The organism is Streptomyces sp. NRRL S-455, from assembly GCF_000717875.1.
GTDB lineage: Bacteria > Actinomycetota > Actinomycetes > Streptomycetales > Streptomycetaceae > Streptomyces.
Genome location: NZ_JOCT01000024.1, coordinates 106540 through 131971 on the forward strand (window position 1 = coordinate 106540; position 25432 = coordinate 131971).

21 protein-coding genes and 1 pseudogene are annotated in these 25432 nt (G+C 71.1%); 12 read left to right on the forward strand and 10 right to left on the reverse strand.

What is annotated here, in order from left to right; all coding sequences use genetic code 11:
• The first annotated feature begins 8 nt into the window (after positions 1–8).
• From IE97_RS0128890 to pgi, 6 genes and pseudogenes are all read left to right on the forward strand, one after another.
• On the forward strand, positions 9–1220 hold the full coding sequence (locus IE97_RS0128890) for a phosphoglycerate kinase (protein WP_030246788.1): 1212 nt from the start codon (positions 9–11) through the stop codon (positions 1218–1220).
• Positions 1221–1225: 5 nt separating this feature from the next.
• On the forward strand, positions 1226–2002 hold the full coding sequence (gene tpiA / locus IE97_RS0128895) for a triose-phosphate isomerase (protein WP_030246791.1): 777 nt from the start codon (positions 1226–1228) through the stop codon (positions 2000–2002).
• A gap of 101 nt (positions 2003–2103) precedes the next feature.
• Entirely contained in the window at positions 2104–2334 is a 231-nt protein-coding gene (gene secG, locus IE97_RS0128900; protein ID WP_009300451.1) for a preprotein translocase subunit SecG, read from the forward strand.
• A gap of 208 nt (positions 2335–2542) precedes the next feature.
• Entirely contained in the window at positions 2543–2878 is a 336-nt protein-coding gene (locus IE97_RS0128905; RefSeq protein WP_003976875.1) for an RNA polymerase-binding protein RbpA, read from the forward strand.
• Between the two features lie 122 nt (positions 2879–3000).
• Complete coding sequence (locus IE97_RS0128910) at positions 3001–4332, forward strand: MFS transporter (RefSeq protein ID WP_078603423.1); 1332 nt, start codon at positions 3001–3003, stop codon at positions 4330–4332.
• A gap of 8 nt (positions 4333–4340) precedes the next feature.
• Positions 4341–5864 (forward strand): annotated as a pseudogene (pgi, locus tag IE97_RS0128915) (glucose-6-phosphate isomerase); the annotation flags it as partial.
• Between the two features lie 53 nt (positions 5865–5917).
• Here pgi and IE97_RS0128920 read toward each other — a convergent pair.
• Genes IE97_RS0128920 through IE97_RS0128930 form a run of 3 tightly spaced genes read right to left on the reverse strand, consistent with a single transcriptional unit; the run spans position 5918 to position 9630 of the window.
• On the reverse strand, positions 5918–8323 hold the full coding sequence (locus IE97_RS0128920) for an FtsX-like permease family protein (protein WP_030246798.1): 2406 nt from the start codon (positions 8321–8323) through the stop codon (positions 5918–5920).
• Between the two features lie 39 nt (positions 8324–8362).
• Positions 8363–9118, reverse strand: coding sequence for an ABC transporter ATP-binding protein (locus IE97_RS0128925; RefSeq protein ID WP_030246800.1), 756 nt, complete (start codon positions 9116–9118; stop codon positions 8363–8365).
• Positions 9115–9630, reverse strand: a complete 516-nt coding sequence (locus IE97_RS0128930) for a PadR family transcriptional regulator (RefSeq protein WP_030246803.1) — start codon at positions 9628–9630, stop codon at positions 9115–9117. The genes IE97_RS0128925 and IE97_RS0128930 overlap by 4 nt, the downstream gene beginning before the upstream one ends.
• A gap of 122 nt (positions 9631–9752) precedes the next feature.
• Here IE97_RS0128930 and IE97_RS0128935 point away from each other — a divergent pair, with 122 nt between their 5' ends.
• The 5 genes from IE97_RS0128935 (at position 9753) to IE97_RS0128955 (ending at position 16390) form a co-directional block, all read left to right on the forward strand.
• Positions 9753–11024, forward strand: coding sequence for an ABC transporter substrate-binding protein (locus IE97_RS0128935; RefSeq protein WP_030246805.1), 1272 nt, complete (start codon positions 9753–9755; stop codon positions 11022–11024).
• A 140-nt stretch (positions 11025–11164) separates the two neighbouring features.
• Positions 11165–12820 (forward strand): glycoside hydrolase family 13 protein, encoded by a 1656-nt coding sequence (locus IE97_RS0128940; RefSeq protein ID WP_199807070.1) that lies wholly within the window; start codon positions 11165–11167, stop codon positions 12818–12820.
• A 37-nt stretch (positions 12821–12857) separates the two neighbouring features.
• The gene (locus IE97_RS0128945; RefSeq protein WP_030246810.1) at positions 12858–14183 is read left to right on the forward strand and encodes an ABC transporter substrate-binding protein; all 1326 of its coding nucleotides are present in this window, start codon (positions 12858–12860) and stop codon (positions 14181–14183) included.
• Positions 14184–14189: 6 nt separating this feature from the next.
• On the forward strand, positions 14190–15554 hold the full coding sequence (locus IE97_RS0128950; RefSeq protein WP_030246813.1) for an ABC transporter permease subunit: 1365 nt from the start codon (positions 14190–14192) through the stop codon (positions 15552–15554).
• Positions 15551–16390, forward strand: a complete 840-nt coding sequence (locus IE97_RS0128955) for a carbohydrate ABC transporter permease (RefSeq protein WP_030246815.1) — start codon at positions 15551–15553, stop codon at positions 16388–16390. The genes IE97_RS0128950 and IE97_RS0128955 overlap by 4 nt, the downstream gene beginning before the upstream one ends.
• A gap of 17 nt (positions 16391–16407) precedes the next feature.
• On the opposite strand, the gene IE97_RS0128960 is transcribed toward IE97_RS0128955, so the two are convergent.
• Both IE97_RS0128960 and IE97_RS0128965 read right to left on the reverse strand, forming a co-directional pair.
• The gene (locus IE97_RS0128960) at positions 16408–17253 is read right to left on the reverse strand and encodes an NmrA family NAD(P)-binding protein (RefSeq protein ID WP_030246817.1); all 846 of its coding nucleotides are present in this window, start codon (positions 17251–17253) and stop codon (positions 16408–16410) included.
• A complete protein-coding gene (locus IE97_RS0128965) occupies positions 17250–17690 on the reverse strand; it encodes a nuclear transport factor 2 family protein (protein WP_030246820.1) in 441 nt (146 codons plus the stop codon). The genes IE97_RS0128960 and IE97_RS0128965 overlap by 4 nt, the downstream gene beginning before the upstream one ends.
• A gap of 125 nt (positions 17691–17815) precedes the next feature.
• On the opposite strand from IE97_RS0128965, the gene IE97_RS0128970 reads away from it, so the two are divergent.
• On the forward strand, positions 17816–18397 hold the full coding sequence (locus IE97_RS0128970; protein ID WP_030246823.1) for a TetR/AcrR family transcriptional regulator: 582 nt from the start codon (positions 17816–17818) through the stop codon (positions 18395–18397).
• Between the two features lie 83 nt (positions 18398–18480).
• On the opposite strand, the gene pgl is transcribed toward IE97_RS0128970, so the two are convergent.
• From pgl to tkt, 5 genes are read right to left on the reverse strand one after another with little or no spacing between them, the layout of a single operon-like run.
• Positions 18481–19266, reverse strand: a complete 786-nt coding sequence (gene pgl, locus IE97_RS0128975) for a 6-phosphogluconolactonase (RefSeq protein WP_030246826.1) — start codon at positions 19264–19266, stop codon at positions 18481–18483.
• Positions 19263–20411 (reverse strand): glucose-6-phosphate dehydrogenase assembly protein OpcA, encoded by a 1149-nt coding sequence (gene opcA, locus IE97_RS0128980; protein WP_030246829.1) that lies wholly within the window; start codon positions 20409–20411, stop codon positions 19263–19265. The genes pgl and opcA overlap by 4 nt, the downstream gene beginning before the upstream one ends.
• A complete protein-coding gene (gene zwf, locus IE97_RS0128985; protein ID WP_030246830.1) occupies positions 20408–21931 on the reverse strand; it encodes a glucose-6-phosphate dehydrogenase in 1524 nt (507 codons plus the stop codon). The genes opcA and zwf overlap by 4 nt, the downstream gene beginning before the upstream one ends.
• Positions 21932–21935: 4 nt before the next feature.
• On the reverse strand, positions 21936–23054 hold the full coding sequence (gene tal, locus IE97_RS0128990; RefSeq protein ID WP_030246832.1) for a transaldolase: 1119 nt from the start codon (positions 23052–23054) through the stop codon (positions 21936–21938).
• Between the two features lie 34 nt (positions 23055–23088).
• Positions 23089–25176, reverse strand: coding sequence for a transketolase (gene tkt, locus IE97_RS0128995; protein WP_030246834.1), 2088 nt, complete (start codon positions 25174–25176; stop codon positions 23089–23091).
• Positions 25177–25432 lie beyond the last annotated feature (256 nt).

Below are 25432 nucleotides of genomic sequence, written 5' to 3' on the forward strand. Positions count from 1 at the left end.
CCCCTTTTATGAAGACGATCGACGAACTCCTCTCCGAAGGGGTCGCGGGCCAGCGGGTCTTCGTCCGCGCCGACCTGAACGTGCCGCTGGACGGCACCACCATCACCGACGACGGCCGTATCCGCGCCGTGCTGCCCACCGTCAAGGCCCTCGCCGACGCGGGCGCCCGCGTGGTCGTCGCCTCGCACCTGGGCCGTCCCAAGGGCGCCCCGGACCCGGCCTTCTCCCTGGCCCCGGCCGCCGCGCGCCTCGGTGAACTCCTCGGCGCCGAGGTGGCGTTCGCGACCGACACGGTCGGCGAGTCCGCCCGGGCCACCGTCGCCGCCCTCGCCGACGGCCAGGTCGCGGTCGTCGAGAACCTGCGCTTCAACGCCGGCGAGACGAGCAAGGACGACGCCGAGCGCGGCGCCTTCGCCGACCAGCTCGCCGCCCTCGCGGACGTCTACGTCGGCGACGGATTCGGTGCCGTGCACCGGAGGCACGCCTCCGTCTTCGACCTCCCGGCCCGCCTTCCGCACTACGCCGGCTACCTCATCGCCACCGAGGTCGGCGTCCTGAGGAAGCTCACCGACGACGTCAAGCGGCCCTACGCCGTCGTCCTGGGCGGCGCCAAGGTGTCCGACAAGCTCGCCGTCATCGACCAGCTGCTCGGCAAGGCCGACCGCCTGCTCATCGGCGGCGGCATGGTCTTCACCTTCCTCAAGGCCAGGGGCTACGAGATCGGCACGTCCCTGGTCCAGGAGGACCAGCTCCCGGCCGTCCAGGAGTACATCGAGCGCGCCGAGAAGAACGGCGTCGAGCTGGTCCTGCCCGTGGACGTCGTGGTCGCGCCCGAGTTCCCGGACCTCAAGACCAAGGCTCCGGCCCGGCCCAGCACCGTCGCCGCGGACGCCATGCCGGCCGGTCAGATGGGCCTGGACATCGGTCCCGAGTCCCGCAAGCTGTACGCTTCGAAGATCGCCGACGCCGCCACCGTCTTCTGGAACGGCCCCATGGGCGTCTTCGAGCACCCCGATTTCGCCGAGGGCACCAAGGCGGTCGCCCAGGCTCTCCTCGACTCCCAGGCCTTCACGGTGGTCGGTGGTGGCGACTCCGCCGCGGCCGTCCGCATCCTGGGCTTCGACGAGAACGCATTCGGCCACATCTCGACCGGTGGCGGCGCCTCCCTCGAATACCTCGAGGGCAAGACGCTCCCCGGCCTCGCCGCACTGGAGGACTGACCTCAATGAGCACGCGTACGCCGCTGATGGCGGGCAACTGGAAGATGAACCTCAACCACCTCGAGGCCATCGCCCACGTCCAGAAGCTCGCCTTCGCCCTGGCCGACAAGGACTACGAGGCCGTCGAGGTCGCCGTCCTGCCGCCCTTCACCGACCTGCGCTCCGTGCAGACCCTGGTCGACGGCGACAAGCTCAAGATCAAGTACGGCGCCCAGGACATCTCGGCGCACGACGGCGGCGCCTTCACCGGCGAGATCTCCGGCCCGATGCTGGCCAAGCTGAAGTGCACGTACGTCGCCATCGGCCACAGCGAGCGCCGCCAGTACCACGGCGAGACCGACGAGCTGGTGAACGCCAAGGTCAAGGCCGCCTACAAGCACGGCCTGACCCCCATCCTGTGCGTCGGCGAGGAGCTGGAGGTCCGCGAGGCGGGCAACCACGTCTCCCACACCCTCGCCCAGGTCGAGGGCGGCCTGAAGGACCTCTCCGCCGAGCAGGCCGAGACCATCGTGATCGCCTACGAGCCCGTCTGGGCCATCGGCACGGGCAAGGTCTGCGGCGCCGAGGACGCCCAGGAGGTGTGTGCGGCGATCCGCGGCAAGCTCGCCGAGCTGTACGCGCAGGACGTGGCCGACAAGGTCCGCATCCAGTACGGCGGCTCCGTGAAGTCCGGCAACGTCGCCGAGATCATGGCGCAGGCCGACATCGACGGCGCCCTGGTCGGGGGTGCCTCGCTGGATGCCGACGAGTTCGTCAAGATCGTGCGCTTCCGCGACCAGTGAGTATGCGGTAACGACGATTCGTCGTACCCTTGCGGGGTCCAGCACTGTGCTGGGCCCCGCGTCGTCCATCCGAATCCGAGGAAGTTGGTCCAGCCGTGGTTTTGGGGTTCTCGATCGCCCTGATCGTCTTCAGCCTGCTGCTGATGCTGCTGGTGCTGATGCACAAGGGGAAGGGCGGCGGCCTCTCCGACATGTTCGGTGGCGGCATGCAGTCCTCCGTCGGCGGCTCCTCGGTCGCCGAACGCAACCTCGACCGCATCACCGTCGTGGTCGGTCTGCTGTGGTTCGCGTGCATTGTCGTGCTCGGCATCCTCATGAAGGTGAACAACTGATCGACCGGCAATCCGCACGCAGGACGTTCGTAGGGCCCCATGTCCGGTACGCGCAGCTGAGCGCGGCCTATCATGGGGCTTGCGTCTACGTGTGAGGGTTGTAACTCCAATCACTGGACGCGCGTTGGGCCTTACGTAGACTGAGGCGCTCGCAGCGAAGCGAAACGCCGACTCGCTTCGCGGCACCATCACGCAGGGAGTTACGACCGTGGCAAGTGGCAACGCGATCCGGGGAAGCCGGGTCGGGGCGGGGCCGATGGGCGAGGCCGAGCGCGGCGAGTCCGCGCCGCGGCTGCGCATCTCCTTCTGGTGCTCCAACGGACACGAGACCCAGCCGAGCTTCGCCAGCGACGCGCAGGTGCCCGAAACCTGGGACTGTCCCCGCTGCGGCTTTCCGGCAGGCCAGGACCGGGACAACCCCCCGGACCCGCCGCGCACCGAGCCCTACAAGACACACCTCGCCTATGTGCGGGAGCGGCGCAGCGACGCGGACGGCGAGGCGATCCTCGCCGAGGCGCTCGCCAAGCTGCGGGGCGAGATCTAGAAGTCGAGACCGGCCGGGCACCAGCAGGTGCCCGGCCGGAACTGCTTTCCCGCCCTCGCCGCCGGCCGATTGTCAGTGGTGCCCTCTACGGTTTGTGCATCGGGCGAACCGTGGGGGGGACTGTGGCGACTGTCGAGGTGAAGGGCCTGCGCGCGCCCGCGTGGCGCGGGGGCTTCGGACGGCTGTGGAGCGCCGCCGTGCTGTCCAGCTTCGGAGACGCGCTGCGTACGGCCGCGCTGCCCCTGCTGGCCGTCACCCTCACCGACGAGCCGCTGCTCGTCGCCGCCGTCACGGCCTGCGGCTATCTGCCCTGGATCGTCTTCGGACTGCTCGGCGGGGCCGTCGCCGACCGCGTGGACCAGCGCCGCGCCATGTGGACGGTGGACGCCTTACGCGGGCTGCTGGTCGCCGCCTTCGCGGTGGCCGTCGCCCTCGGTCATGCCTCGATCGGCCTGCTCATCGTCCTGGCCTTCGCGCTGACCACCCTGCAGACCCTCTTCGACAACGCCGCCACGGCTCTGCTGCCCGCCCTCGTCGACCGGGACGCGCTCGGCAGCGCCAACGCCCGGCTGATGACCGGGCAGCGCGTCGCGGGCGGCCTGCTGGGCGGCCCGCTCGTGCCGCTGCTGCTGGTGGGCGGGGCCGCCCTGCCCTTCGCCGCCGACGCCGTGACCTTCCTGGTGGCCGCCGCGCTGGTGGCCTCACTCCGCACACCGGTGCCCGAGCGGGAGCCCCGGCCCGCGGGCAGCACCCTGCGTCGTGAGATCGCCGAGGGCCTGCGCGCCCTGGGGCGGGACCGGGCGCTGCGCGGACTGTGCGCCGCCACCGCCCTGTGCAACATCGGCATGGGTGCTCTCGTCGCCACCCTCGTCGTCCTGGTGACCGGCTGGCTGGACGCGGGCCACGCGGCGTACGCGGCGGCCATGACCGCGTACACGGCCGGCAGCCTGGCCGGGGGAGCGCTGGGCCGCCGGCTCGTCGACCGCGTCGGGCGGACGCGCGCGGTGCTGCTCGCCGGGATCGTGCAGACCGGGGCGCTCGTCGCCGTGGGGACGGTGCGCAGCCTGACCACGCTGGTCGCCGCCCTGACGGTCTTCGGCTTCATGGGGATGGTGTGGAACGTCAACACCACGACCCTGATGCAGGAGCGCAGCCCCGCCGCCCTGCTGGGCCGGGTCAGCTCCGCCTTCCGGACGCTCGCCGTCGCGGGCGCGCCCGCGGGAGCGCTGCTGGGCGGAGCCGTCGCCACCGCCTGGGGCGAGAACACCCCGGCACTGCTCGCGGCCGCCTTCTTCGCCCTGTCCGTCACCGCGCTGATACCTGTGCGTCGGCCGGACGTACCTGTTGTTGCGTCCGAGGACGGCGCGACGACAGTCCACGGCAACCGCTGCTCCATTAGGTTGGGACCGGCAGCGGGGCAGCTACGCAGCAGCACAGGCAAGGAAGAAGGCTGAAGTCCGAGATGAACGCAGACGGCCGCACCAGGCTCAACCAGACGCCCGAGTGGACGGCACTGGCCAAGCACCGCGAGGAACTGGGCGATGTCCACCTGCGCGAGCTGTTCGCCGCCGACTCCGGCCGCGGCACCGCGTACACCCTCCGGGTCGGTGACCTGTACGTCGACTACTCCAAGCACCTCGTCACCGACGACACCCTGCGGCTGCTGCGCGAACTGGCCGCAGCCACGGACGTGTTCGGGCTCCGGGACGCCATGTTCCGCGGGGAGAGGATCAACACCACCGAGAACCGGGCCGTGCTGCACACCGCCCTTCGGGCGCCCCGGGACGCGGTGATCGAGGTCGACGGTGAGAACGTCGTACCGGGTGTGCACGCCGTGCTCGACAGGATGGCCGCCTTCGCGGACCGGGTGCGCTCCGGTGAGTGGACCGGCCACACCGGCAAGCGCATCCGGAACGTCGTCAACATCGGTATCGGTGGCTCCGACCTCGGGCCCGCGATGGCGTACGAGGTACTGCGCGCCTACACGGACCGCTCGATGACGTTCCGCTTCGTGTCGAACGTGGACGGCTCCGACCTGCACGAGGCGGTCAGGGACCTGGACCCGGCTGAGACGCTGTTCATCGTCGCCTCCAAGACCTTCACCACCATCGAGACGGTCACCAACGCCACGTCAGCGCGCGGCTGGCTGCTCGAGGCGCTCGGCGACGAGGCCGCCGTCGCCAAGCACTTCGTCGCCCTGTCGACGAACGCGGAGAAGGTCGCCGAATTCGGCATCGACACGGCCAACATGTTCGAGTTCTGGGACTGGGTCGGCGGCCGCTACTCGTACGACTCGGCCATCGGCCTGTCCCTGATGATCGCCATCGGCCCGGACCGCTTCCGGGAGATGCTCGACGGGTTCCGCATCGTCGACGAGCACTTCCGGACCGCGCCCGCCGAGTCCAACGTGCCTCTCCTGTTGGGCCTGCTGGGCATCTGGTACGGCAACTTCCACGACGCCCAGTCGCACGCGGTCCTGCCGTACAGCCACTACCTGTCGAAGTTCACCGCCTATCTCCAGCAGCTCGACATGGAGTCCAACGGCAAGTACGTCGGCCGGGACGGGCGTGAGGTGGACTGGCAGACCGGGCCGGTGGTGTGGGGCACGCCGGGCACCAACGGGCAGCACGCCTACTACCAGCTCATTCACCAGGGCACGAAGCTCATCCCGGCGGACTTCATCGGCTTCGCCCGGCCGGTCGCCGAGATGAGCGACGAGCTCAAGGCGCAGCACGACCTGCTGATGGCCAACTTCTTCGCCCAGACGCAGGCGCTCGCCTTCGGCAAGACGCCCCAGGAGGTGCGGGCCGAGGGGGTGCCGGAGGAGCTGGTGCCGCACAAGACGTTCAAGGGCGACCACCCGACGACCACGATCCTGGCGCCCGAGCTGACCCCGTCCGTCCTGGGCCAGCTGGTCGCCCTCTACGAGCACAAGGTGTTCGTGCAGGGCGCGGTGTGGAACATCGACTCCTTCGACCAGTGGGGCGCAGTGACGACCGCCGGGGGGTACGCGGGCGGTGGCGCCTGAACTCGTCGAGGTCAGGCCACCGCGCTCAGCGTGTCCGCCAGTCGCCGCCGTGCGGCCCGGGCCGCGGGCACGGCGGCGAGCGCCGCCGCACAGAGCACCGCCGCCGCTCCGAGCAGCAGCATGAGCAGGGCGGAGGGGCTCTGTGCGATTCCCGCGCCGACGCCACTCCCTCTGCCCTGGGCGTCGATCAGCCAGTGGGCGAGGGGCAGGCCCAGGGCGCTGGCGGCGAGGACCGCCGCCAGCGCCGTGCAACCGGTGGCCGTGACCGTGATCGCCGTGATCTGCCGGGGTGACAGGCCGATGGCCTTCAGCGCCAGCAGATCCCGTTCGCTCTCCCGGACGGTGCCGCCGATCGCGGTCAGCAACTCGATGAGCCCGATGAGGGCGAGGACGGCGATCAGCCCGGCCACGACGGCGCGCAGCGGGGAGAGGCCGTCGGCCGGGTTGGCCACGGTGTGCACGTCCAGGTGCCCGCGCCCGGCTACGGCCAGCCGGTCGGCCACCTCCCGGGGCTCGGCGCCCGGCTCAAGGCGCAGCTCGTACAGGGTCGGGCGGAGCCCGGGGTCGTTCGCGCGGAGAGTGTCCAGGGACGTGGAGATGACCCGCCCGGCGTTCTCCGGCTCGATGCTGCGGCCCACGATGTGCAGGACCTGAGGCTGGTCGCCGACGGTCATCCGCACCCAGTCGCCGACGCGCACGTCCAGCAGATCGAGCAGCCCCTGCCCCGCCACCGCCTCGTCGGCGCCACCAGCCGGGCGGCCCTCGGCGAGGGTGTACGGGTAGGGGTCCTGGTGGGTGCCGAGGCCGCGCAGGGCGATGGTCGCCGTCTGGCCCGGGACCAGGGCCGCCGTCTCGACGCCGGGGTAGGCGGCGGCCACCTCCGGGTCGCGCTCCAGCAGCGCCCGGGTCTGCCGCTCGCTCAGGCCCGCGTCGGCGCGGACGCTGAGCGCGGTCGGCAGACCGATCTGCTCGGGCTCGCTGTGGAAGCGGTCGAGGGTGGTCCAGGCGCTCATCGCCACGACGATCAGCAGCAGCGGCAGCGTGAGACGGGCGACGGTGGCCAGGGACCGGGGACGGCGGGTGAACGCCTTGTGCCAGCCCAGCACCAGCGCGGGCGGGACCCGGCCGCCGAGCGCGCGGCGTGCCGGGCCGGAGAGCCGGCCGGTCCGGGGGGCCGCGGGCGGCAGCCCGACGAGCCGGCGCAGACCGCTCGCCGGCCGGCCGTCCCGCGACGCCGCCGTGGGCCGCCGTCCGAGGATCCGGCGGGGCGTCCCGGACCATCGTCCGCCCAGCGCCGCGGCGGGCCTCTGCACCGGGACCGGCGGCACCCGTCCGGCACGCCAGGCGGCGAGTCCGGTGGTCGCGCCGATGAACAGCACCGCGCCGACCGGGATCACGACCAGCGCGACGGTGTGCCCGGGCAGTCCCTGCCACACGCCGACCGCGTCCCCGAGCCGCCCGGGGATCCGGCTGCCCAGCACCTCGGCGAGCGCGGCGGCGGCGACGGCGCCCAGCAGGGCGTAGGCGAGGTGCTGGAGCAGGAAGACGCGGACCACCTGGCCGGGTGTGAAGCCGATCGCCTTCAGTACGGAGAGATCGCGCAGGTGGCCGCGGATACGAGTGCTGATCGCCCCGTGCACGGCGAGCCCGGCGGCGACCAGCGCGCCCAGCCCGAACAGGCCCAGCACCTGACCGAGGAGCCGGTTGTCGCCCTGCGCCTCGGCCTGTGCCTGCTGCCAGGTGGACACCTCGCCGATCGCTCCGGCGCCCAGCACGGTCACGGCGCGCTGGACGACGTAGGAGGTGTCGCCGGGGTCGGTCAGCCGCAGCCCGATCACCTGGCCGCCCGGGTCCGTCACGGCCGACGGCAGTGCCCACACCAGGCCCGGCTGCTCACCGGGCCGGTAGCGCGGCTCGGCGCTGTCGGCCAGGCCCACGACGGTCAGTTGCCGGGCGGTGCCGGGCACGGTGAGGGTGTCGCCGGGTTCGGCCAGCAGCGCCCGGGCGAGACGGCTCTCCAGGACCACACCGTTCGGGTTGGCGGGGTCGAGCCAGTGCCCGGAGACGATCGGCGGTCGGCCGACCGCGGGCCGTTCCTCAGTGCCGCGCAGCTCCACGGAGGCGCGGCTGCCGCGCGAGGCGACGGTGGTGGAGGCGGTGGGGTAAGGGCCGGCGACGGAGTCGACACCGTCCAGCTCGGCCAGCTCGCCGGTGTCGGCCGCGGTGTCGGTGTGCAGCCACACGTGCGCGCCGTGCGACTGCGTGAACACCCGCTGCCAGGGGTTGGTGGCGTACCCGAACAGGGCCGTGGCGAGCAGCAGTGACGCGACGATGCCCGCGGTGGCGAGGACGAGGAACAGCGCCTCGCCGCGGTGCGTGCGCAGATCGGAGTGGGCCCAGCGCAGGGTGGCTCGCATACGGCTCAGCCCTTCCGGGAATCGTCGTACCCGCGCATGTCAGTCCTTCAGCTCCAGCACACCGGAGATGCCGGTGCGGCGCGGCGGGGTGGTGCCGTCGAGTTCCGCGTCGTCGGCGATCCGGCCGTCGAAGAAGCTGATCACCCGGTCCGCGGCGCTCGCCAGGCGGGCGTCGTGGGTGACCAGGAGGATCGTCTGGCCGCGCTGGTGGAAGCGGGACAGCAGCCGCATCACCTCGCGGGTCCCCTTGCTGTCCAGGCTGCCCGCCGGTTCGTCGGCGAGCAGCAGCGGTGGATGGTTCACCAGGGCCCGGGCGAGGGCGACCCGCTGCTGCTCGCCGCCGGACAGCTCGCCCGGCATGCTGCGTTCCTTGCCCGTCAGGCCCAGCTCGGCCAGCAGCTGCTCCCGCTCGGCCCGCGCCCGCTTCGGCGCGGCCCCGGCGAGCAGCGCGGGCAGTTCCACGTTGTCGGCGACGGACAGGTTGGACACGAGGTTGAAGAACTGGAAGACGATTCCGATCCGCTTCCGGCGTTCCACAGCCCAGCGGGCCTCGCTGTAGCCGTCCGTGCACTCGCCGTCGAGCCAGATGCTGCCCGCGTCCGGCCGCTGGAGCCCGCCGAGCAGATGCAGCAGGGTCGACTTGCCGGCGCCGGACGGGCCGGTGATCGCCACGAACTCGCCGGGCCGTACGCACAGGTCGACCCCGCGCACCGCGTGGGCGGGCGCGCCCTCGCCGTGGTGCGTCTTCACCAGCCCTTCGGCACGCAGCACAGGAGTGGGGCGGTCGTCGCTCACTCCAGCTCCTCCAGCTCTTCCTGACACCGTTCCAGCCAGTCGAGGTCGGCCTGCAGGTGCAGCATCGCGCCCTCGATCAGCAGGTGGGCGATGCGGTTGTCGCGGTCTTCGGCGCCGGCCAGCCTGGACAGCTGCCGCATGGTGTTCAGATACTGGCGCCGCTGCTTGTTGATCAGCGAGATCTGGTCGGCGAGCCCGGTCTGCGGAGCGAGCGCCAGCTTCATGAAGAACTCGTCCCGGACCCGCGGCTCGTCCTCGGGCTCCTCGAACCAGACGCGCAGCGCCTCCCGCCCGGCCTCGGTGAGGTGGTAGACCTTCTTGTTGGGCCGGCTGGACTGCGTCACGTCCTCGCCCTCGATCAGTCCCGACTTCTCGAGGCGGCCGAGGGTCACATAGATCTGGCCGACATTCGGCTGAGGGTACGCGGAGCCCAGCAGTTGCTCAAGGTCCTGCTTGAGCTCATAGCCGTGGGCGGGTCCGCGGGCGAGGAGTGCCAGGAGGGGCAGGCGCACGCGTGCAGTCCTCCTGTCCGGTCCAATGTGCTCCAGGCCCTAGTATCGCCCATACCTAACAGGTATACATGGCCTCTGATTCCGGGCAAAGGTGCCCGTCGCCGGTGTACAGGGAGGAACCTATGCGGTGGATCCATGCCGCGGGTAGGGGCCTTCTCGTTCTCGTCGTGGTCCTGACCGGCTATGTCGCCGCCGGGGCCCAGGCCGGTGAGCCTACGGGATCCGGCCGCGGCCCGCTCACCCTCGCCACCGCCGGGGACCTCACCGGCTACCTGGGCCCCCTGCTGGAGGGCTGGAACCGCACCCACCCCGGCGAGAAGGTCACCCTGGTCGAGCTGCCCGACTCGGCCGACGAGACCCGGGCACAGATGGCCACCGACCTGCGCGACGGTGACCGCAGCCGGTTCGACGTGCTCAACATCGACGTCAACTGGACCTCGGAGTTCGCCGCCGCGGGCTGGATCCGGCCCTTGCCGCGTGACCGCTTCCCGCTGAAGACCTTCCTCCAGCCGGTCGTGGACACGGCGACCTACGACGGACAGCTCTACGCCGTCCCGTACGTCACCAACGCCGGCCTGCTCCTCTACCGCAAGGACGTCCTCGCGAAGGAGGGTGTCCGGCCGCCGCGCACCTGGGCGGAGCTGGAACGGTACGCGAAGACCATCGCCCCGAAGTACCGCCTCGACGGCTACGCCGGGCAGTTCCTGCCGTACGAGGGTCTCACCGTCAACGCGGCCGAGGTCGTCTACTCGGCGGGCGGTTCGATCCTCGGTGACGAGGGGGAGCGCGTCACCGTCGACTCGGCGGCGGCCCGCGAGGGCCTCGGGTTCCTCGCCCGCGGAGTGCGCGAGGGCTGGATCCCGAAGGAGGCCCTGACGTACAAGGAGGAGGAGTCCAAGCAGGCCTTCCAGGACGGCCGGCTGCTCTTCCTGCGGAACTGGCCGTACGCCTACGTCGGCGCCTCCGCCCCGGGGTCAGAGGTCGCCGGGAAGGTCGGCGCGGTACCTCTGCCGGGACCGGACGGGCCGGGCACCAGCGTTCTAGGCGGCTCCAACCTCGCCGTCAGCGCCCACACGCGGCACCCCGACTCGGCCGCCCGGCTGATCGCGTACCTCACCAGCGAGCGCGTCCAGCGCCAGGTCCTCACCCGCGGCGCGCTGCCGCCCGTACGGGCCGATCTCTACCGGGACCCGGCCCTGATCCGCAGGTTCCCGTACCTGCCGACCCTGCGCGAGAGCGTGATCGCGGCCGAGCCGCGTCCCAAGAGCCCACGCTACGACCAGGTCAGCCTGGTGGTGCAGGCGGTCGTGCACGACGCGATGGCCGGGCGGGAGACGCCCGCGGCGGCGGTGCGGCGTCTGGCGCGGGAACTCGCCGCGATCTCCCGCCGCTGACTGCTCTAGTTACTTGTTAGGTAACGCGGACGTCTCATCTCCGTGCGAGATGCCCGAGAAAGTCCATATTTCGGCATCCAACTGGCCGGTCACCTCTGTGCTTTTCATTGACACCCTCTCGACACGCCTACTTAACATGCATGCATAACCGCTGCCCTCCTCAGAGACAGGTCGATGGGTTGAACAGGCACCACTGGTGGCGTGACGCAGTGATCTATCAGGTGTACGTCCGCAGCTTCCTGGACAGCACCGGCGACGGCATCGGCGATCTCGCCGGCGTCCGGGCCGGACTGCCGTACCTCAAGAAGCTCGGCGTCGACGGGATCTGGCTGAGCCCCTTCTATCCCTCGCCGCAGCACGACCACGGCTACGACGTGGCCGACTACTGCGACGTCGACCCTCTCTTCGGCGATCTCGCGGAGTTCGACCTGCTGGTCGGGGCCGCGCGGCGGCTCGGCATCAAGGTCCTGCTCGACATCGTCCCGAACCACTGCTCCAGCGATCACCCGTGGTTCCGCGAGGCGCTCGCCGCGGCGCCCGGCAGCCCGGCCCGGGCACGCTTCCACTTCGCCGACGGCCGCGGCCCGGACGGCGACGAGCCGCCCAACAACTGGCACTCGATGTTCGGCGGCCCCGCCTGGAGCCGGGTCACCGAGCCCGACGGCCGGCCCGGCCAGTGGTACCTGCACATGTTCGCGCCCGAGCAGCCCGACTGGAACTGGCGCAACCCGGAGATCGCCGCCGAGTTCGAGCGGATCCTCCGCTTCTGGCTCGACCGGGGCATCGACGGCTTCCGCATCGACGTCGCCGCCGGCCTCTTCAAGCACCCGGACCTGCCCGACTCCGACGACCCGGAGGCCGACGCCCGCACCCGCGACTCGGTCAACCCGCTCGCCTGGAACCAGCCCGAGGTGCACGACGTGTGGCGCCGCTGGCGGTCCATATGCGAGGAGTACACCGACCGTGACGGCCGCGAACGCCTGCTCGTCGGCGAGGTCTCCGTCCCGACCGCCCGCGAGCACGCCCAGTACGTCCGCCCCGACGAACTGCACCAGGCCTTCTTCTTCGACCTGCTCAGCGCCTCCTGGGACGCCGACGCCTTCCAGAAGGTCATCTCCGAGGCCATGCAGGACATCGCCGGGACCGGCTCGACGGTCACCTGGGTCCTCAACAACCACGACCAGGTCCGCACCGTCACCCGCTACGGCGAACCCGCCGAGGGCAGCGGACTCGGCGCCGCCCGGGCCCGCGCCGCCGCCCTGCTGATGCTGGCGCTGCCCGGAGCCGCCTACATCTACCAGGGCGAGGAGCTCGGGCTGCCCGAGGTCGTCGACCTGCCCGACGACGTGCTCACCGACCCGATCTTCCGCCGCACCGGCAGCAGGGCCCGCATCCGCGACGGCTGCCGGGTGCCGCTGCCCTGGTCGGGACAGGCCTCGCCGTTCGGCTTCACCAGCGGCACGGAGAGCGCCAAACCCTGGCTGCCCCAGCCCGAGTACTTCGCCGAGTACGCCACCGACCGGGCCCTCGCCGACACCCGGTCCTTCTGGCACCTGTACCGCGACGGCCTCCAGCTCCGCTCCCAGCTCCCGCAGTTGGGCGAGGGCACACTGCGCTGGCTGGACACCCCGCCCGGCGTCCTGGCCTTCGAACGCGGTGACGACCTGGTGTGTGCCGTCAACTTCGGTACGGCCCCCACCCCCGCGCCGGTCTCCGGCACCCCGTTGCTCGCCAGCGGCCCCTGCCCGCCCGGAGTGCTCTCCGGCTCGACGGCCGCCTGGTGGATCCGTTCCTGAACTCCCCGCAAGTCAACTTCCCGAAGGGACATCAACGATGATGCGACGACGTACCACCCTGCTCACCGGCTGCACCGCCCTCGTCCTGGCGCTCGGCGCGACCGCCTGCGGCGGCGGCCCCGTCTCCGCCGGCGGCGGCGACAAGGCACTCAGCGGCCAGACGGTCACCGTGGCCGGTGTCTGGTCCGGCACCGAGCAGAAGAACTTCCAGAAGGTGCTGGACGCCTTCACCGAGAAGACCGGCGCCAAGACGCAGTTCACGTCCACCGGCGACAACGTCTCCACCGTCGTCGGCAGCAAGATCGAGGGCGGCAACGCCCCCGACGTCGTGATGGTCCCGCAGGTCGGCGTGCTCAAGCAGTTCGCCGCCAAGGGCTGGCTCAAGCCCCTGTCGAAGAAGACGCAGGCATCCGTCGACGCCAACTACGCCGACGTCTGGAAGAACTACGGCACCGTCGACGGCACCCTCTACGGCCTCTACTTCAAGGCCGCCCACAAGTCGACCGTCTGGTACAGCCCCGACGCCCTCACCCAGGCCGGCGTGAAGCCGCCGAAGTCCTACGACGAGATGCTCAAGGCCGGGCAGACGGTGTCCGACTCCGGCCTCGCCGCCTTCTCCGTCGCCGGACAGGACGGCTGGACCCTCACCGACTGGTTCGAGAACGTCTACCTCTCCCAGGCCGGACCCGAGAAGTACGACGCCCTCGCCGCGCACAAGCTGAAGTGGACCGACGCCTCCGTCGTCGACGCCCTCACCACGCTCGGCAAGCTCTTCAAGGACAAGCAGCTCATCGCGGGCGGCCAGAAGGGCGCCCTGAACACCGACTTCCCCGGCTCGGTGGAGAAGGTGTTCGGGCCCGAGCCCGAGGCCGGCATGGTCTACGAGGGCGACTTCGTCGCCGGCGTCGCCAAGGACCAGTTCGGCAAGACCATCGGCGAGGACGCGAACTTCTTCCCGTTCCCGGCCGTCGGCGGCGGCGAGGCACCGGTCGTCAGCGGCGGTGACGCCGCCGTCGTCCTCAAGGACGGCAAGAACCAGAAGGCCGCCCAGGCCCTCCTGGAGTACCTGGCGACCCCGGAGGCCTCCGCGGTGTGGGCCGAGGCGGGCGGCTTCCTCTCCCCGAACAAGAAGCTCGACCTCGCGAAGTACGGCGACGACGTCACCCGGGCCACCGCCAAGTCCCTCGTCCAGGCCGGGGACTCGGTCCGCTTCGACATGTCCGACCAGGCCCCGGCGGCCTTCGGCGGCACGAAGGGCGCCGGCGAGTGGAAGCTCCTCCAGGACTTCCTGCGCGACCCCTCCGACCCGAAGGGCACCGCGGCGAAGCTGGAGGCCGCGGCGGCCAAGGCGTACCAGGACTGATAGGTCATGACTGCCACTCTCGTGAAAGAGACGAGCCCTCCCGCGCCGCCCGGCCCGGCCGCCGACCGCACGCGGCGCCTGCGGCGGCGCGGCAGGATCGTCGCCCTGCTGTTCGTCTTCCCCGCGCTGCTGCTGCTCGGCGCGCTCGTCGTCTACCCGGTGCTGTTCAGCATCGGCCGCAGCTTCTTCGACGCCTCCGGCACGACCTTCGTCGGCGGCGACAACTACACCGAGATGTTCCGCGACCCCGCGACCCTCAACGCCGTCCGCAACACGGCCATCTGGGTCGTCGTGGCCCCGGCGCTGCTGACCGGGCTCGGCCTGATCCTGGCCGTCCTGGTGGAGAAGGTCCGCTGGGCCACCGCTTTCAAGCTGCTGCTCTTCATGCCGATGGCGGTGTCCTTCCTCGCCGCCGGCATCATCTTCCGGCTCGCGTACGACGAGGACCCGGACAAGGGCGTCCTCAACGCGGCGGTCGTCTCCGTCCACGACGCCTTCGAGGGTTCGTCCTCCTACCCGACGGCCCGGGCGCGTGACGGGCAGGGCCTGACGAAGGAGAAGGACGGCTCGTACCGCACGAGCACGGCCGTCTCGCCCGGGGACGCGGTGACGCTGGGCCTGGTCGGCGTGCAGCCGGGCGACCTGCCCGGCGACGCCCGGCCCGCCTCGGGGGCGGCGGGGCAGAAGGCCGCCGCGGACGAACTGCGCGGTGTCGTCTACCTCGACTTCACGCCCGGCGGGGGAGGCGAGCAGGGCAAGGTCGACGCGCGGGAGAGCGGACTGCCCCAGATGCAGGTCGAGGCGGTCCGCGACGGCAAGGCGGTCGCCACGGCGACCACCGCCTCCGACGGTTCCTTCCGCTTCGAGGGACTCGAAGCCGGCTCCTACCAGGTGAAACTGCCGTCGTCCAACTTCGCCCCGCCCTACGAGGGCGTCTCCTGGCTCGGACCGGCGCTGGTCACCCCCGCGATCATCGGGGCGTACCTGTGGATCTGGACCGGCTTCGCCATGGTGCTGATCGGGGCGGGCCTGGCGACGCTGCCCCGGGACGCCCTGGAGGCGGCGCGGATGGACGGCGCGAACGAGTGGCAGATCTTCCGGCGGATCACCGTGCCGCTGCTGGCCCCTGTCCTGACGGTCGTCTTCGTGACGCTGGTGATCAACGTGATGAAGGTCTTCGACCTCGTCTACATCATCGCGCCCGGCCCGGTGCAGGAGGACGCGACCGTGCTCGCGACGCAGATGTGGCTGGTGTCGTTCGGCGGCGGCAACAACCAGGGGCTCGGCAGCGCGCTCGGTGTGCTGCTCCTGCTGCTGGTGGTCCCGGCCATGGTGTTCAACGTCCGCCGTTTCAAGAGGAGTCAGCGATGAACGCGGTTCGGCGCGGACTGGGCAACGGGGTCGTCCAGGCCTTCCTCGTCGTGGTGGGCCTGGTGTGGATGACGCCGCTGGCCGGGCTGTTCCTGTCCTCGCTGCGGTCCGCCGAGGACACGGCGAAGGGCGGCTGGTGGACGGTGTTCACCAGTCCCGGGCAGCTGTCCTTCGACAACTACTCGTCGCTGCTGCAGAACGCGGGCATCACGCAGGCGTTCTGGAACACGGTGCTGATATCGGTGCCGGCGACCTTGCTGGTCGTGGTGATCGCGGCGCTCGCCGGATACGCCTTCGCGTGGCTGGACTTCCCCGGGCGGGAGGCGATCTTCCTCGTCGTGGTCGCGCTGCTGGTGGTGCCCGTGCAGATCGGGCTGCTGCCGGTCGCGAAACTCTTCGGGCAGCTGGGGCTGTTCGGCACGATTCCCGGTGTCGTCCTCTTCCACGTCGCCTACGGACTGCCCTTCGCGGTGTTCCTGCTGCGGAACTACTTCGCCGAGATGCCGAAGGAGATGCTGGAAGCCGCCCGGATGGACGGCGGCAGTGAGTGGCGTATCTTCACGCGGCTCGTGCTGCCCGTGGGGCGGCCTGCGATCGCCTCGCTGGCCATCTTCCAGTTCCTGTGGGTGTGGAACGACATGCTGGTGGCGTTGCTCTTCGCGGACAGCGCGTCGCAGCCGCTGACGGTGGAACTCCAGTCGCAGATCCGCCAGTTCGGCAGCAACATCGACGTCCTGGCGCCCGGGGCGTTCCTGTCCCTGGTCGTCCCGGTCGTGGTCTTCTTCGCGTTCCAGCGGCACTTCGTGCAGGGGGTGATGGCGGGCTCGGTAAAGTAGCCCGCCCCATCGGCCGGCTAGCCGTCCACCGCCGCCACGGAGCGCTCCACATGGGCGCGCAGGCTGCGCGGTGGGCGGCCGGTGAGCCGTTCGACCGTGTCGGTGACCCGGTCCTCGGCCCCCTCGGCGATGTCCCGGTCCAGACCGGCGAGGACCGCGGCGAACTCCGGCGGGAGGGTTCGTGCCAGCCGGTCGCGCAGCTGCTCGTAGGTCAGCCGCCGGTGGGTCACTCGGCGCCCCGTCACCTCGCTGAGCACGGCGGCGGCGTCGTCGTAACTCAGCGCCTGCGGCCCGGTGACGACCAGATCGCCGCCCGCGTCGCGGTCGCAGGTCAGCGCGTGCACGGCGACGGCGGCGATGTCGTCGGCGTCCACGAAGGCCACGCGCCCCTCGCCCGTCGCGGTCCGCACGATCCCTTCTTCCCGGATGCTCCGGGCGTGCTCGTGCTCGCCGGTGAGGTTCTGCATGAACCACGAGGGCCGCAGGGCCGCCCAGGTCTCGAACAGGCCGGGCAGGGCCTGCTGCACCTGTCCGACGGCCGGGCCGCCGGAGGGGATCGCAGAGGATCCGAGCAGCACCGCCCGGCCCACCCCGGACGCGCGGGCCCGTTCCAGGAACGGCAGCATGACGGCGGCGGGGTCGGGGTCCCCGACCGGCGGGACCAGATAGACCCGGTCCACGCCCTGCAGCGCCTCCTCGAACGTCCCCGGGGCGTACCAGTCGAAACGGACCGCCTCGGCACCGGCGACGGGGACCGCGCGGCGGCTCGCGGCCCGCACCCGCAGCCCTCGCGCGGTGAGCAGTCGGGCCACGCGCCCGCCGGTCGTGCCGGTGGCGCCGATGACGAGGGTGGCGGCGCTCACCGGGCGCTCCCCGCGAAGTCGGCCGCGCCGTCCTGGGGCAGGGCGAGCGGGTTCCAGTAGTCGCGATAGTGGGTGAAACGGCCGTCGGCGACCGTCACCACGGCGATGTACGTCATGTCGTAAGGCGCCCGGCTCGCGACCAGCCGCCCCACCGCGCGCATCTCCACCACGACGGTCGCCGGGTCGTCGGTCCGGTGGATCGTCAGGTCGGGGGTCGCCTGCAGGTCGATGTGGTCGGGGTAGTCCCGCATGTAGTCGAGGACGGCGGCCTTGCCCTCCAGCCGCCTCGGCCACCCCTCGGGCGCGAACGGGAACTCCATGACGCCGTCGTCGTCCCAGAGTTCCACCCAGCCGGAGATGTCCTTGTCGAGCAGCAGCCGCAGACTGTGGCGGAACACGTCGGCCGGTGAGGTGGATGTAGTCGTGGATGAAGTCATGGGAGTCCCTCCGCTACGATGCGGACTGCTGGTCCGCTTAAGAAAGAATACGGACTCGCGGTCCGGTTACGCAAGATACGGACCTGGAGTCCGCTTACTCGGTCGGAGGAGACGGAGGCATTCCCGTGCCCGAACGCAAGCCCCGCGCGGACGCCCTGCGCAACCGCGAGTCCGTCCTGGCGGCGGCCGACCGGCTCTTCGCCGCGTGCGCGAGCCCCGAGGACGTCACCATGGCCGACATCGCCGCCGCCGCCGGCGTCGGCAAGGGCACCCTCTTCCGCGGCTTCGGCGACCGCACGGGCCTGATCCGCGCGCTCTACGAGTCCCGGCTCGAACCGATCCGCCACGCCGTCGCCGAGGGCCCCCAGCCGCTCGGACCCGCGACGCCTCCCGCCGAACGCGTCCCGGCCCTGCTCGACGCCCTGCTCTGCTTCAAGCTCGACCACCGGCACCTGTCCGTGGCCCTGGAGGGCACGGCGAGCGACAGCCCCTACCGCGCCGCACACTACGACTGGTGGCACGGCACGCTCCGGGACGTCCTGGAACAGCTCCCCGGTCTCCCCGACGCCGGCTTCGCCGCCCACGCGCTGCTGGCCGCGGTCCGCGCGGACCTCGTCGACCACCTCACCGACCGGGAGCACATGACGCGTGAGCGGCTCAGGGCGGATCTGGCCGCGTACACCGCACGGGTGCTGGGCGGCGGCTGAGCGCGGGAACACCGGAGCGGCCGGACCCCTGCGATCAGGGGTTCCGGCCGCTCCGGTGAAGAAGCCGCTCGGCGTGCGCGCGGTCAGGCGGACGCCGGCGGGTACAGCGACCGCGGCAACTGCGAGGCCGCCGCCGCGTCCAGCAGCCACAGCGTCCGGGACCGGCCATAGGCGCCCGCCGCCGGTGCCTGCACCTCGCCCGCCCCCGACAGCGCGATCGCCGCCGCCTGCGCCTTGTCCTCACCGGCCGCGAGAAGCCACACCTCACGGGCGGCACGGATCGCCGGCAGCGTCAGCGTCACCCGCGTCGGCGGCGGCTTCGGCGCGCCGTGGACACCGACGACCGTACGGTCCGTCTCGCGCACCGCGGGCAACTCCGGGAACAGCGACGCGACATGCGTGTCCGGCCCGACGCCCAGCATCAGCACGTCGAACGTCGGCACGGGGCCATGGTTCTCCGGGCTCGCCGCTGCCGCCAGTTCCTCCGCGTAGGCGGCCGCCGCCGCGTCCACGTCGTCGCCGTACGGGCCGTCCGACGCCGGCATCGCGTGCACCCGCTTCGGATCGAGCGGCACCGCGTCCAGCAGTGCCTCCCGCGCCTGCGTGACATTGCGCTCCGGGTCGCCCTCCGGCAGGAACCGCTCGTCCCCCCACCAGAGGTCGAGCCGGCTCCAGTCGATCGCGTCCCGGGCGGGCGCCGCGGCCAGCGCGGCCAGCAGGCCGTTGCCGTTGCGGCCGCCCGTCAGGACCACGGACGCCGAGCCCCGGGAGGCCTGCGCGTCCACGATCCTGGTGATCAGCCGGGCCGCCGCGGCCTGCGCCATCAGCTCCTTGTCGCGGTGCACGACCAGCTGCGGTGCCGTACTCACTTCGTCGTCGACCTCCGTACCGGTTCCAACTCGGGCGGTTCCTGCTTCACCGGTGCCTGCGCCGTCGCCTCCGCAGCGGGTGCTTTCGCAGCCTTCTCGACGGGAGCGGGGAGCGCGAGCCGTCCCCCTTCGCCGCCTCGCTCGCCGCTTTTGGGCTCTCCTTTGGCCACCGGTTCCTCCAGCGAGGCCCGCGGCGCCGGCGGCGCCGGAGCCGACCAGGAGGACTTCAGCCGGTCCACCCCGTACCGCAGCGCCGACGCGTAGGTGTCGTCCGGGTCGAGCCGCCGCAGCTCCTCCGCGATCAGCTCGGCCGTGTCCCGGCGCTTGAGCGCCACCGCACGGTCCGGCTGGCCCTCGATGGACAGCGTCGCCAGGGAGCCGTCGGCGCGGTCCAGGTTGATCGGGCCGCAGTTGGTGGTCATGCGGACCGCGGTCAGACCCGGGCCGCTGGACAGGGAGCGCTTCACGGGGACGTCCAGCCGGTCCGCGAGCCACATCGCCAGCAGCTCACAGCTCGGGTTGAACTCCTCGCCCTCCACCTCGACGGCCCTGACCTCGCAGGCGACCTGGTCGAGCGCCGCCGCCAGCATCGAGCGCCAAGGCGTGATGCGGGTCCAGGACAGGTCCGTGTCGCCGGGGGTGTAGGCCCGGGACCGGGTGGCCAGGTCCCGTACCGGCTGCTCGGAGGCGTAGGTGTCGGTGACGCGACGCTGGGCGAGGGCACCCAGGGGGTCCTTCGCCGGGTCGAGCGGCGCGTTCACCGGCCACCACACCACCACCGGAGCGTCCGGCAGCAGCAGCGGCAGCACCACCGACTGGGCGTGCTCGGCGACCTCGCCGTACAGCCGCAGCACCACCGTCTCGCCCGTGCCGGCGTCCGCGCCGACCCGGACCTCCGCGTCCAGGCGGGACTGCGTACGGTCGCGGGGCGAGCGGGAGACACGCCTGATGACCACGAGCGTGCGCGAGGGATGCTCGTGCGCGGCGTCGCTCGCGGCCTTCAGCGCGTCGTAGGCGTTCTCCTCGTCCGTCACGATGACCAGCGTCAGCACCATGCCGACCGCCGGGGTACCGATCGCCCGGCGGCCCTGCACCAGCGCCTTGTTGATCTTGCTGGCCGTGGTGTCCGTGAGGTCAATCTTCATGGCCGACGCCAGCTCCGTCCGTGTCGCTCGAGCATTTCGTCCGCCTCGGCGGGCCCCCAGGTACCGGCCGGGTACTGGGCGGGCTTGCCGTTCTTGTCCCAGTACTCCTCGATCGGGTCGAGGATCTTCCAGGACAGCTCGACCTCCTCGGTGCGCGGGAAGAGGTTCGAGTCACCGAGCAGGACGTCCAGGATGAGACGCTCGTACGCCTCCGGGCTGGACTCCGTGAAGGACTCGCCGTACGCGAAGTCCATCGACACGTCCCGGATCTCCATCGACGTGCCCGGCACCTTCGAACCGAAGCGGACCGTCACACCCTCGTCCGGCTGGACGCGGATGACGATCGCGTTGGAGCCGAGCTCCTCGGTGGCGGTCGTGTCGAAGGGGGAGTGCGGGGCCCGCTGGAACACGACCGCGATCTCGGTGACGCGGCGGCCCAGGCGCTTGCCGGTGCGCAGGTAGAAGGGGACGCCCGCCCAGCGGCGGTTGTCGATCTCCAGCTTGATCGCGGCGTAGGTGTCGGTCTTGGAGGAGGCGTTGATGCCGTCCTCCTCCAGATAGCCGCGCACCTTCGTGCCGCCCTGCCAGCCGGCCGCGTACTGGGCGCGCACGGTGTCCCGGCCCATGTCCTTCGGCAGCTTCACGGCACCGAGCACCTTGGTCTTCTCGGCGGCCAGCGCGTCCGCGTCGAAGGAGGCGGGCTCCTCCATCGCGGTGAGCGCCATGAGCTGGAGCAGGTGGTTCTGGATGACGTCACGCGCGGCGCCGATGCCGTCGTAGTAGCCGGCCCGGCCGCCGATGCCGATGTCCTCGGCCATGGTGATCTGCACGTGGTCCACGAATGACCGGTTCCAGATCGGCTCGAACATCGTGTTGGCGAAGCGCAGCGCCAGGATGTTCTGGACGGTCTCCTTGCCCAGGTAGTGGTCGATGCGGAAGACCTGCTCCGGGGCGAAGACCTCGTGGACGACCTTGTTGAGCTCCTCGGCCGAGGCGAGGTTGTGCCCGAAGGGCTTCTCGATGACCGCGCGCCGCCAGGAGCCGCCGGTCTGGTCCGCCAGCCCGTGCTTCTTCAGCTGCTGGATGACCACCGGGAAGGACTTCGGCGGCACGGAGAGATAGAAGGCGAAGTTGCCGCCCGTGCCCTGGGCCTTGTCCAGCTCCTCGATCGTGGAGCGCAGCCGTTCGAACGCGTCGTCGTCGTCGAAGGTGCCCTGCACGAAGCGCATCCCCTGGATGAGCTGCTGCCAGACCTCCTCGCGGAACGGCGTGCGGGCGTGCTCCTTGACCGCGTCGTGCACCTCCTGGGCGAAGTCCTCGTGCGCCCACTCGCGGCGTGCGAAGCCCACCAGCGAGAAGCCCGGCGGCAGCAGACCCCGGTTGGCGAGGTCGTACACGGCGGGCATGAGCTTCTTGCGTGACAGGTCACCCGTGACGCCGAAGATGACCAGGCCCGACGGCCCCGCGATACGCGGGAGCCGTCGGTCCGCCGGGTCACGCAGCGGGTTGCTGCTCGACACCTGTTCAGCCCTCCGAGGGGGCGAGGCGCTTGAGCTCGGCCTCGGTCGACTTCAGCAGGTCGGTCCAGGACGCCTCGAACTTCTCGACGCCCTCCTCCTCGAGCAGCCGGACCACGTCGTCGTACTTGATCCCGAGCTTCTCGACCGCGTCGAGGTCGGCGCGTGCCTGCTCGTACGTGCCGGCGACGGTGTTGCCGGTGATCTCGCCGTGGTCCTCGGTGGCCACCAGGGTGGGCTCCGGCATGGTGTTCACCGTGTTCGGGGCGACCAGTTCGGTGACGTACATGGTGTCGCTGTACGCCTTGTCCTTCACGCCGGTCGACGCCCACAGCGGACGCTGCTTGTTGGCGCCGGCCTTCTCCAGGGCGTTCCAGCGGTCCGAGGAGAAGACCTCCTCGTACGCCTGGTAGGCCAGCCGGGCGTTGGCGACGGCGGCCTTGCCGCGCAGCGCCTTGGCCTCGTCGGTGCCCAGCGCGTCGATCCGCTTGTCGATCTCGGTGTCCACGCGGGAGACGAAGAACGACGCCACGGAGTGGATCTGCGACAGGTCCAGACCGCGCTCCTTGGCCTTCTCCAGGCCGGTCAGGAACGCGTCCATGACCAGGCGGTAGCGCTCCAGGGAGAAGATCAGCGTGACGTTGACGCTGATGCCCAGGCCGATGGTCTCGGCGATGGCCGGGATACCCGCCTCGGTCGCCGGGATCTTGATGAGGGTGTTGGGCCGGTCCACCAGCCAGGCGAGCTGCTTGGCCTCGGCGACCGTCGCCCGCGTGTTGTGCGCCAGGCGGGGGTCGACCTCGATCGAGACCCGGCCGTCCTTGCCGCCGGTGGCGTCGAAGACGGGGCGCAGCACGTCGGCGGCGTCACGGACGTCCGCCGTGGTGATCATGCGGATGGCCTCTTCGACGGTGACCTTGCGGGCGGCGAGGTCGGTCAGCTGCGTGTCGTAGCCGTCGCCCTGTGAGATCGCCTTCTGGAAGATCGACGGGTTGGTGGTGACGCCCACGACGTGCTGCTGGTCGATCAGCTCGGCGAGGTTGCCGGACGTGATCCGCTTGCGCGACAGGTCGTCCAGCCAGATCGCGACGCCCTCCTCGGAGAGGCGCTTCAGTGCGTCTGTCATGGAAATTACATCTCCTACGTGTCGTGTATGAGCGTCAGCGCTGAGCTGCGGCGATCGATTCCCGGGCGGCGGCGGCCACGTTCTCGGCAGTGAAGCCGAACTCCCGGAAGAGCACCTTGCCGTCGGCCGAAGCACCGAAGTGCTCCAGGGAAACGATGCGGCCGGCGTCCCCCACGTACTTGTGCCAGGTGAGACCCACGCCGGCCTCCACCGCGACCCGCGCCCGGACGGACGGCGGCAGGACGCTGTCCCGGTACCCCTGGTCCTGCTGCTCGAACCACTCCACCGACGGCATGGACACGACGCGCGTGGGCACGCCGGCGCCCTGGAGCTGCTCGCGCGCCTCGACGGCGACGTGCACCTCCGAGCCGGTGGCGATCAGGATGACCTCGGGCTCGCCGCCGTCGGCCTCGAACAGGACGTAACCGCCCTTGGCGGCATCGTCGTTGGGCTCGTACGTCGGCACGCCCTGACGGGTCAGCGCCAGGCCGTGCGGCTGGCCCTTGCCGAACTCCTTCGTCCAGCGCCGGAGGATCTCGCGCCAGGCGATGGCCGTCTCGTTGGCGTCGGCCGGGCGCACGATGTTCAGGCCCGGGATCGCGCGCAGCGACGCCAGGTGCTCGATGGGCTGGTGGGTGGGGCCGTCCTCACCCAGTCCGATGGAGTCGTGCGTCCACACGTACGTCACCGGCAGGTGCATCAGCGCCGACAGCCGCACCGCGTTGCGCATGTAGTCGGAGAAGACCAGGAACGTGCCGCCGTAGATCCGGGTGTTGCCGTGCAGCGCGATGCCGTTCATCTCGGCGGCCATCGCGTGCTCGCGGATACCGAAGTGGATCGTGCGGCCGTACGGGTTCGCCTCCGGCAGCGGGTTGTCCGCCGGCAGGAAGGAGCTGGTCTTGTCGATGGTGGTGTTGTTGGAGCCCGCCAGGTCCGCCGAGCCGCCCCACAGCTCGGGAATGACCCCGCCGAGGGCCTGCAGCACCTTGCCGGAGGCGGCACGCGTCGCGACACCCTTGCCGACCTCGAAGACCGGGATCTTCTCCTCCCAGCCGGCCGGCAGCTCACCCGCCGCGATCCGGTCGTACTCGGCGGCGCGCTCGGGGTTGTTGTCCCGCCACTGCTGGTACGCCTTCTCCCACACCGCGCGGGCCGCCTGGCCCCGCTCCAGTGCCTTGCGGGTGTGCGTGATGACCTCGTCGGAGACCTCGAAGCTCTGCTCCGGGTCGAAGCCCAGGACCCGCTTGGTGGCGGCGACCTCGTCGTCGCCCAGCGCGGAGCCGTGCGCGGCCTCGGTGTTCTGCGCGTTCGGCGCCGGCCAGGCGATGATCGAGCGCATCGCGATGAACGACGGCCGGTCCGTGACGGCCTTGGCCTTCTGGATCGCCTCGAAGATCGCGGCCGGGTCCAGGTCACCGTTGGCCTGCGGCTCGACCCGCTGCACGTGCCAGCCGTAGGCCTCGTAGCGCTTGACCGTGTCCTCGGACACGGCCGTCTCGGTGTCGCCCTCGATGGAGATGTGGTTGTCGTCCCACAGCAGGATCAGGTTGCCCAGCCTCTGGTGGCCCGCCATCGACGAGGCCTCGGCGGAGATGCCCTCCTGCAGACAGCCGTCACCGGCGATGCAGTACACGAAGTGGTCGAACGGGGACTCGCCCTCGGCGGCCTCCGGGTCGAACAGGCCGCGCTCGTAGCGGGCGGCCATCGCCATGCCCACCGCGTTGGCGACACCCTGCCCCAGCGGGCCGGTCGTCGTCTCCACACCGGTGGTGTGCCCGTACTCCGGGTGGCCCGGGGTCTTCGAACCCCACGTGCGGAAGGACTTCAGGTCGTCCAGCTCCAGGCCGAAACCGGCCAGGTACAGCTGGGTGTAGAGGGTCAGGGACGAGTGGCCGGCGGACAGCACGAAGCGGTCGCGCCCGACCCAGTCGGCGTCCGCCGGGTCGTGCCGCATCACCTTCTGGAAGAGGGTGTAGGCGGCAGGCGCCAGGCTCATCGCCGTACCCGGATGGCCGTTACCGACCTTCTGTACGGCATCGGCGGCCAGGACACGCGCGGTGTCGACGGCCCGCTGGTCCAACTCGGTCCACTCGAGGTCTGTTGTGGTCGGCTTGGTGCTCACCCTGGGTCAGGGCTCCTCTCCACATGTTCGGATGCCGGTGTATCGGGGCGCCCACCGGCCGCAGTCGAGCCTACCCCTGTGGGACGTGCGTTCTTCCGAGTCACCCAAGAGTGCCGGGACTCCTCCCGATCCGCCTCCTGACTGGTCCGTAACGCATTCGACAGGTGAATACGGAGCCGCTCATCCGGGTGCTCAATCGAGCTTCCGGACGCCCTTCCGCAGCCCCCTCCCAACACGATGCGACCCCCGCGAATGT

Bases quoted from the DNA above. Each gene is read 5' to 3' on its own strand.
- IE97_RS0128950 (WP_030246813.1), top strand. From the start codon at position 14,190: ATGACTGCCACTCTCGTGAAAGAGACGAGCCCTCCCGCGCCGCCCGGC.
- IE97_RS0128890 (WP_030246788.1), top strand. From the start codon at position 9: ATGAAGACGATCGACGAACTCCTCTCCGAAGGGGTCGCGGGCCAGCGG.
- IE97_RS0128955 (WP_030246815.1), top strand. From the start codon at position 15,551: ATGAACGCGGTTCGGCGCGGACTGGGCAACGGGGTCGTCCAGGCCTTC.
- IE97_RS0128935 (WP_030246805.1), top strand. From the start codon at position 9,753: ATGCGGTGGATCCATGCCGCGGGTAGGGGCCTTCTCGTTCTCGTCGTG.
- IE97_RS0128920 (WP_030246798.1), bottom strand. From the start codon at position 8,323: ATGCGAGCCACCCTGCGCTGGGCCCACTCCGATCTGCGCACGCACCGC.
- IE97_RS0128940 (WP_199807070.1), top strand. From the start codon at position 11,165: ATGCATAACCGCTGCCCTCCTCAGAGACAGGTCGATGGGTTGAACAGG.
- IE97_RS0128945 (WP_030246810.1), top strand. From the start codon at position 12,858: ATGATGCGACGACGTACCACCCTGCTCACCGGCTGCACCGCCCTCGTC.
- IE97_RS0128965 (WP_030246820.1), bottom strand. From the start codon at position 17,690: ATGACTTCATCCACGACTACATCCACCTCACCGGCCGACGTGTTCCGC.
- opcA (WP_030246829.1), bottom strand. From the start codon at position 20,411: ATGAAGATTGACCTCACGGACACCACGGCCAGCAAGATCAACAAGGCG.
- tpiA (WP_030246791.1), top strand. From the start codon at position 1,226: ATGAGCACGCGTACGCCGCTGATGGCGGGCAACTGGAAGATGAACCTC.
- tal (WP_030246832.1), bottom strand. From the start codon at position 23,054: ATGACAGACGCACTGAAGCGCCTCTCCGAGGAGGGCGTCGCGATCTGG.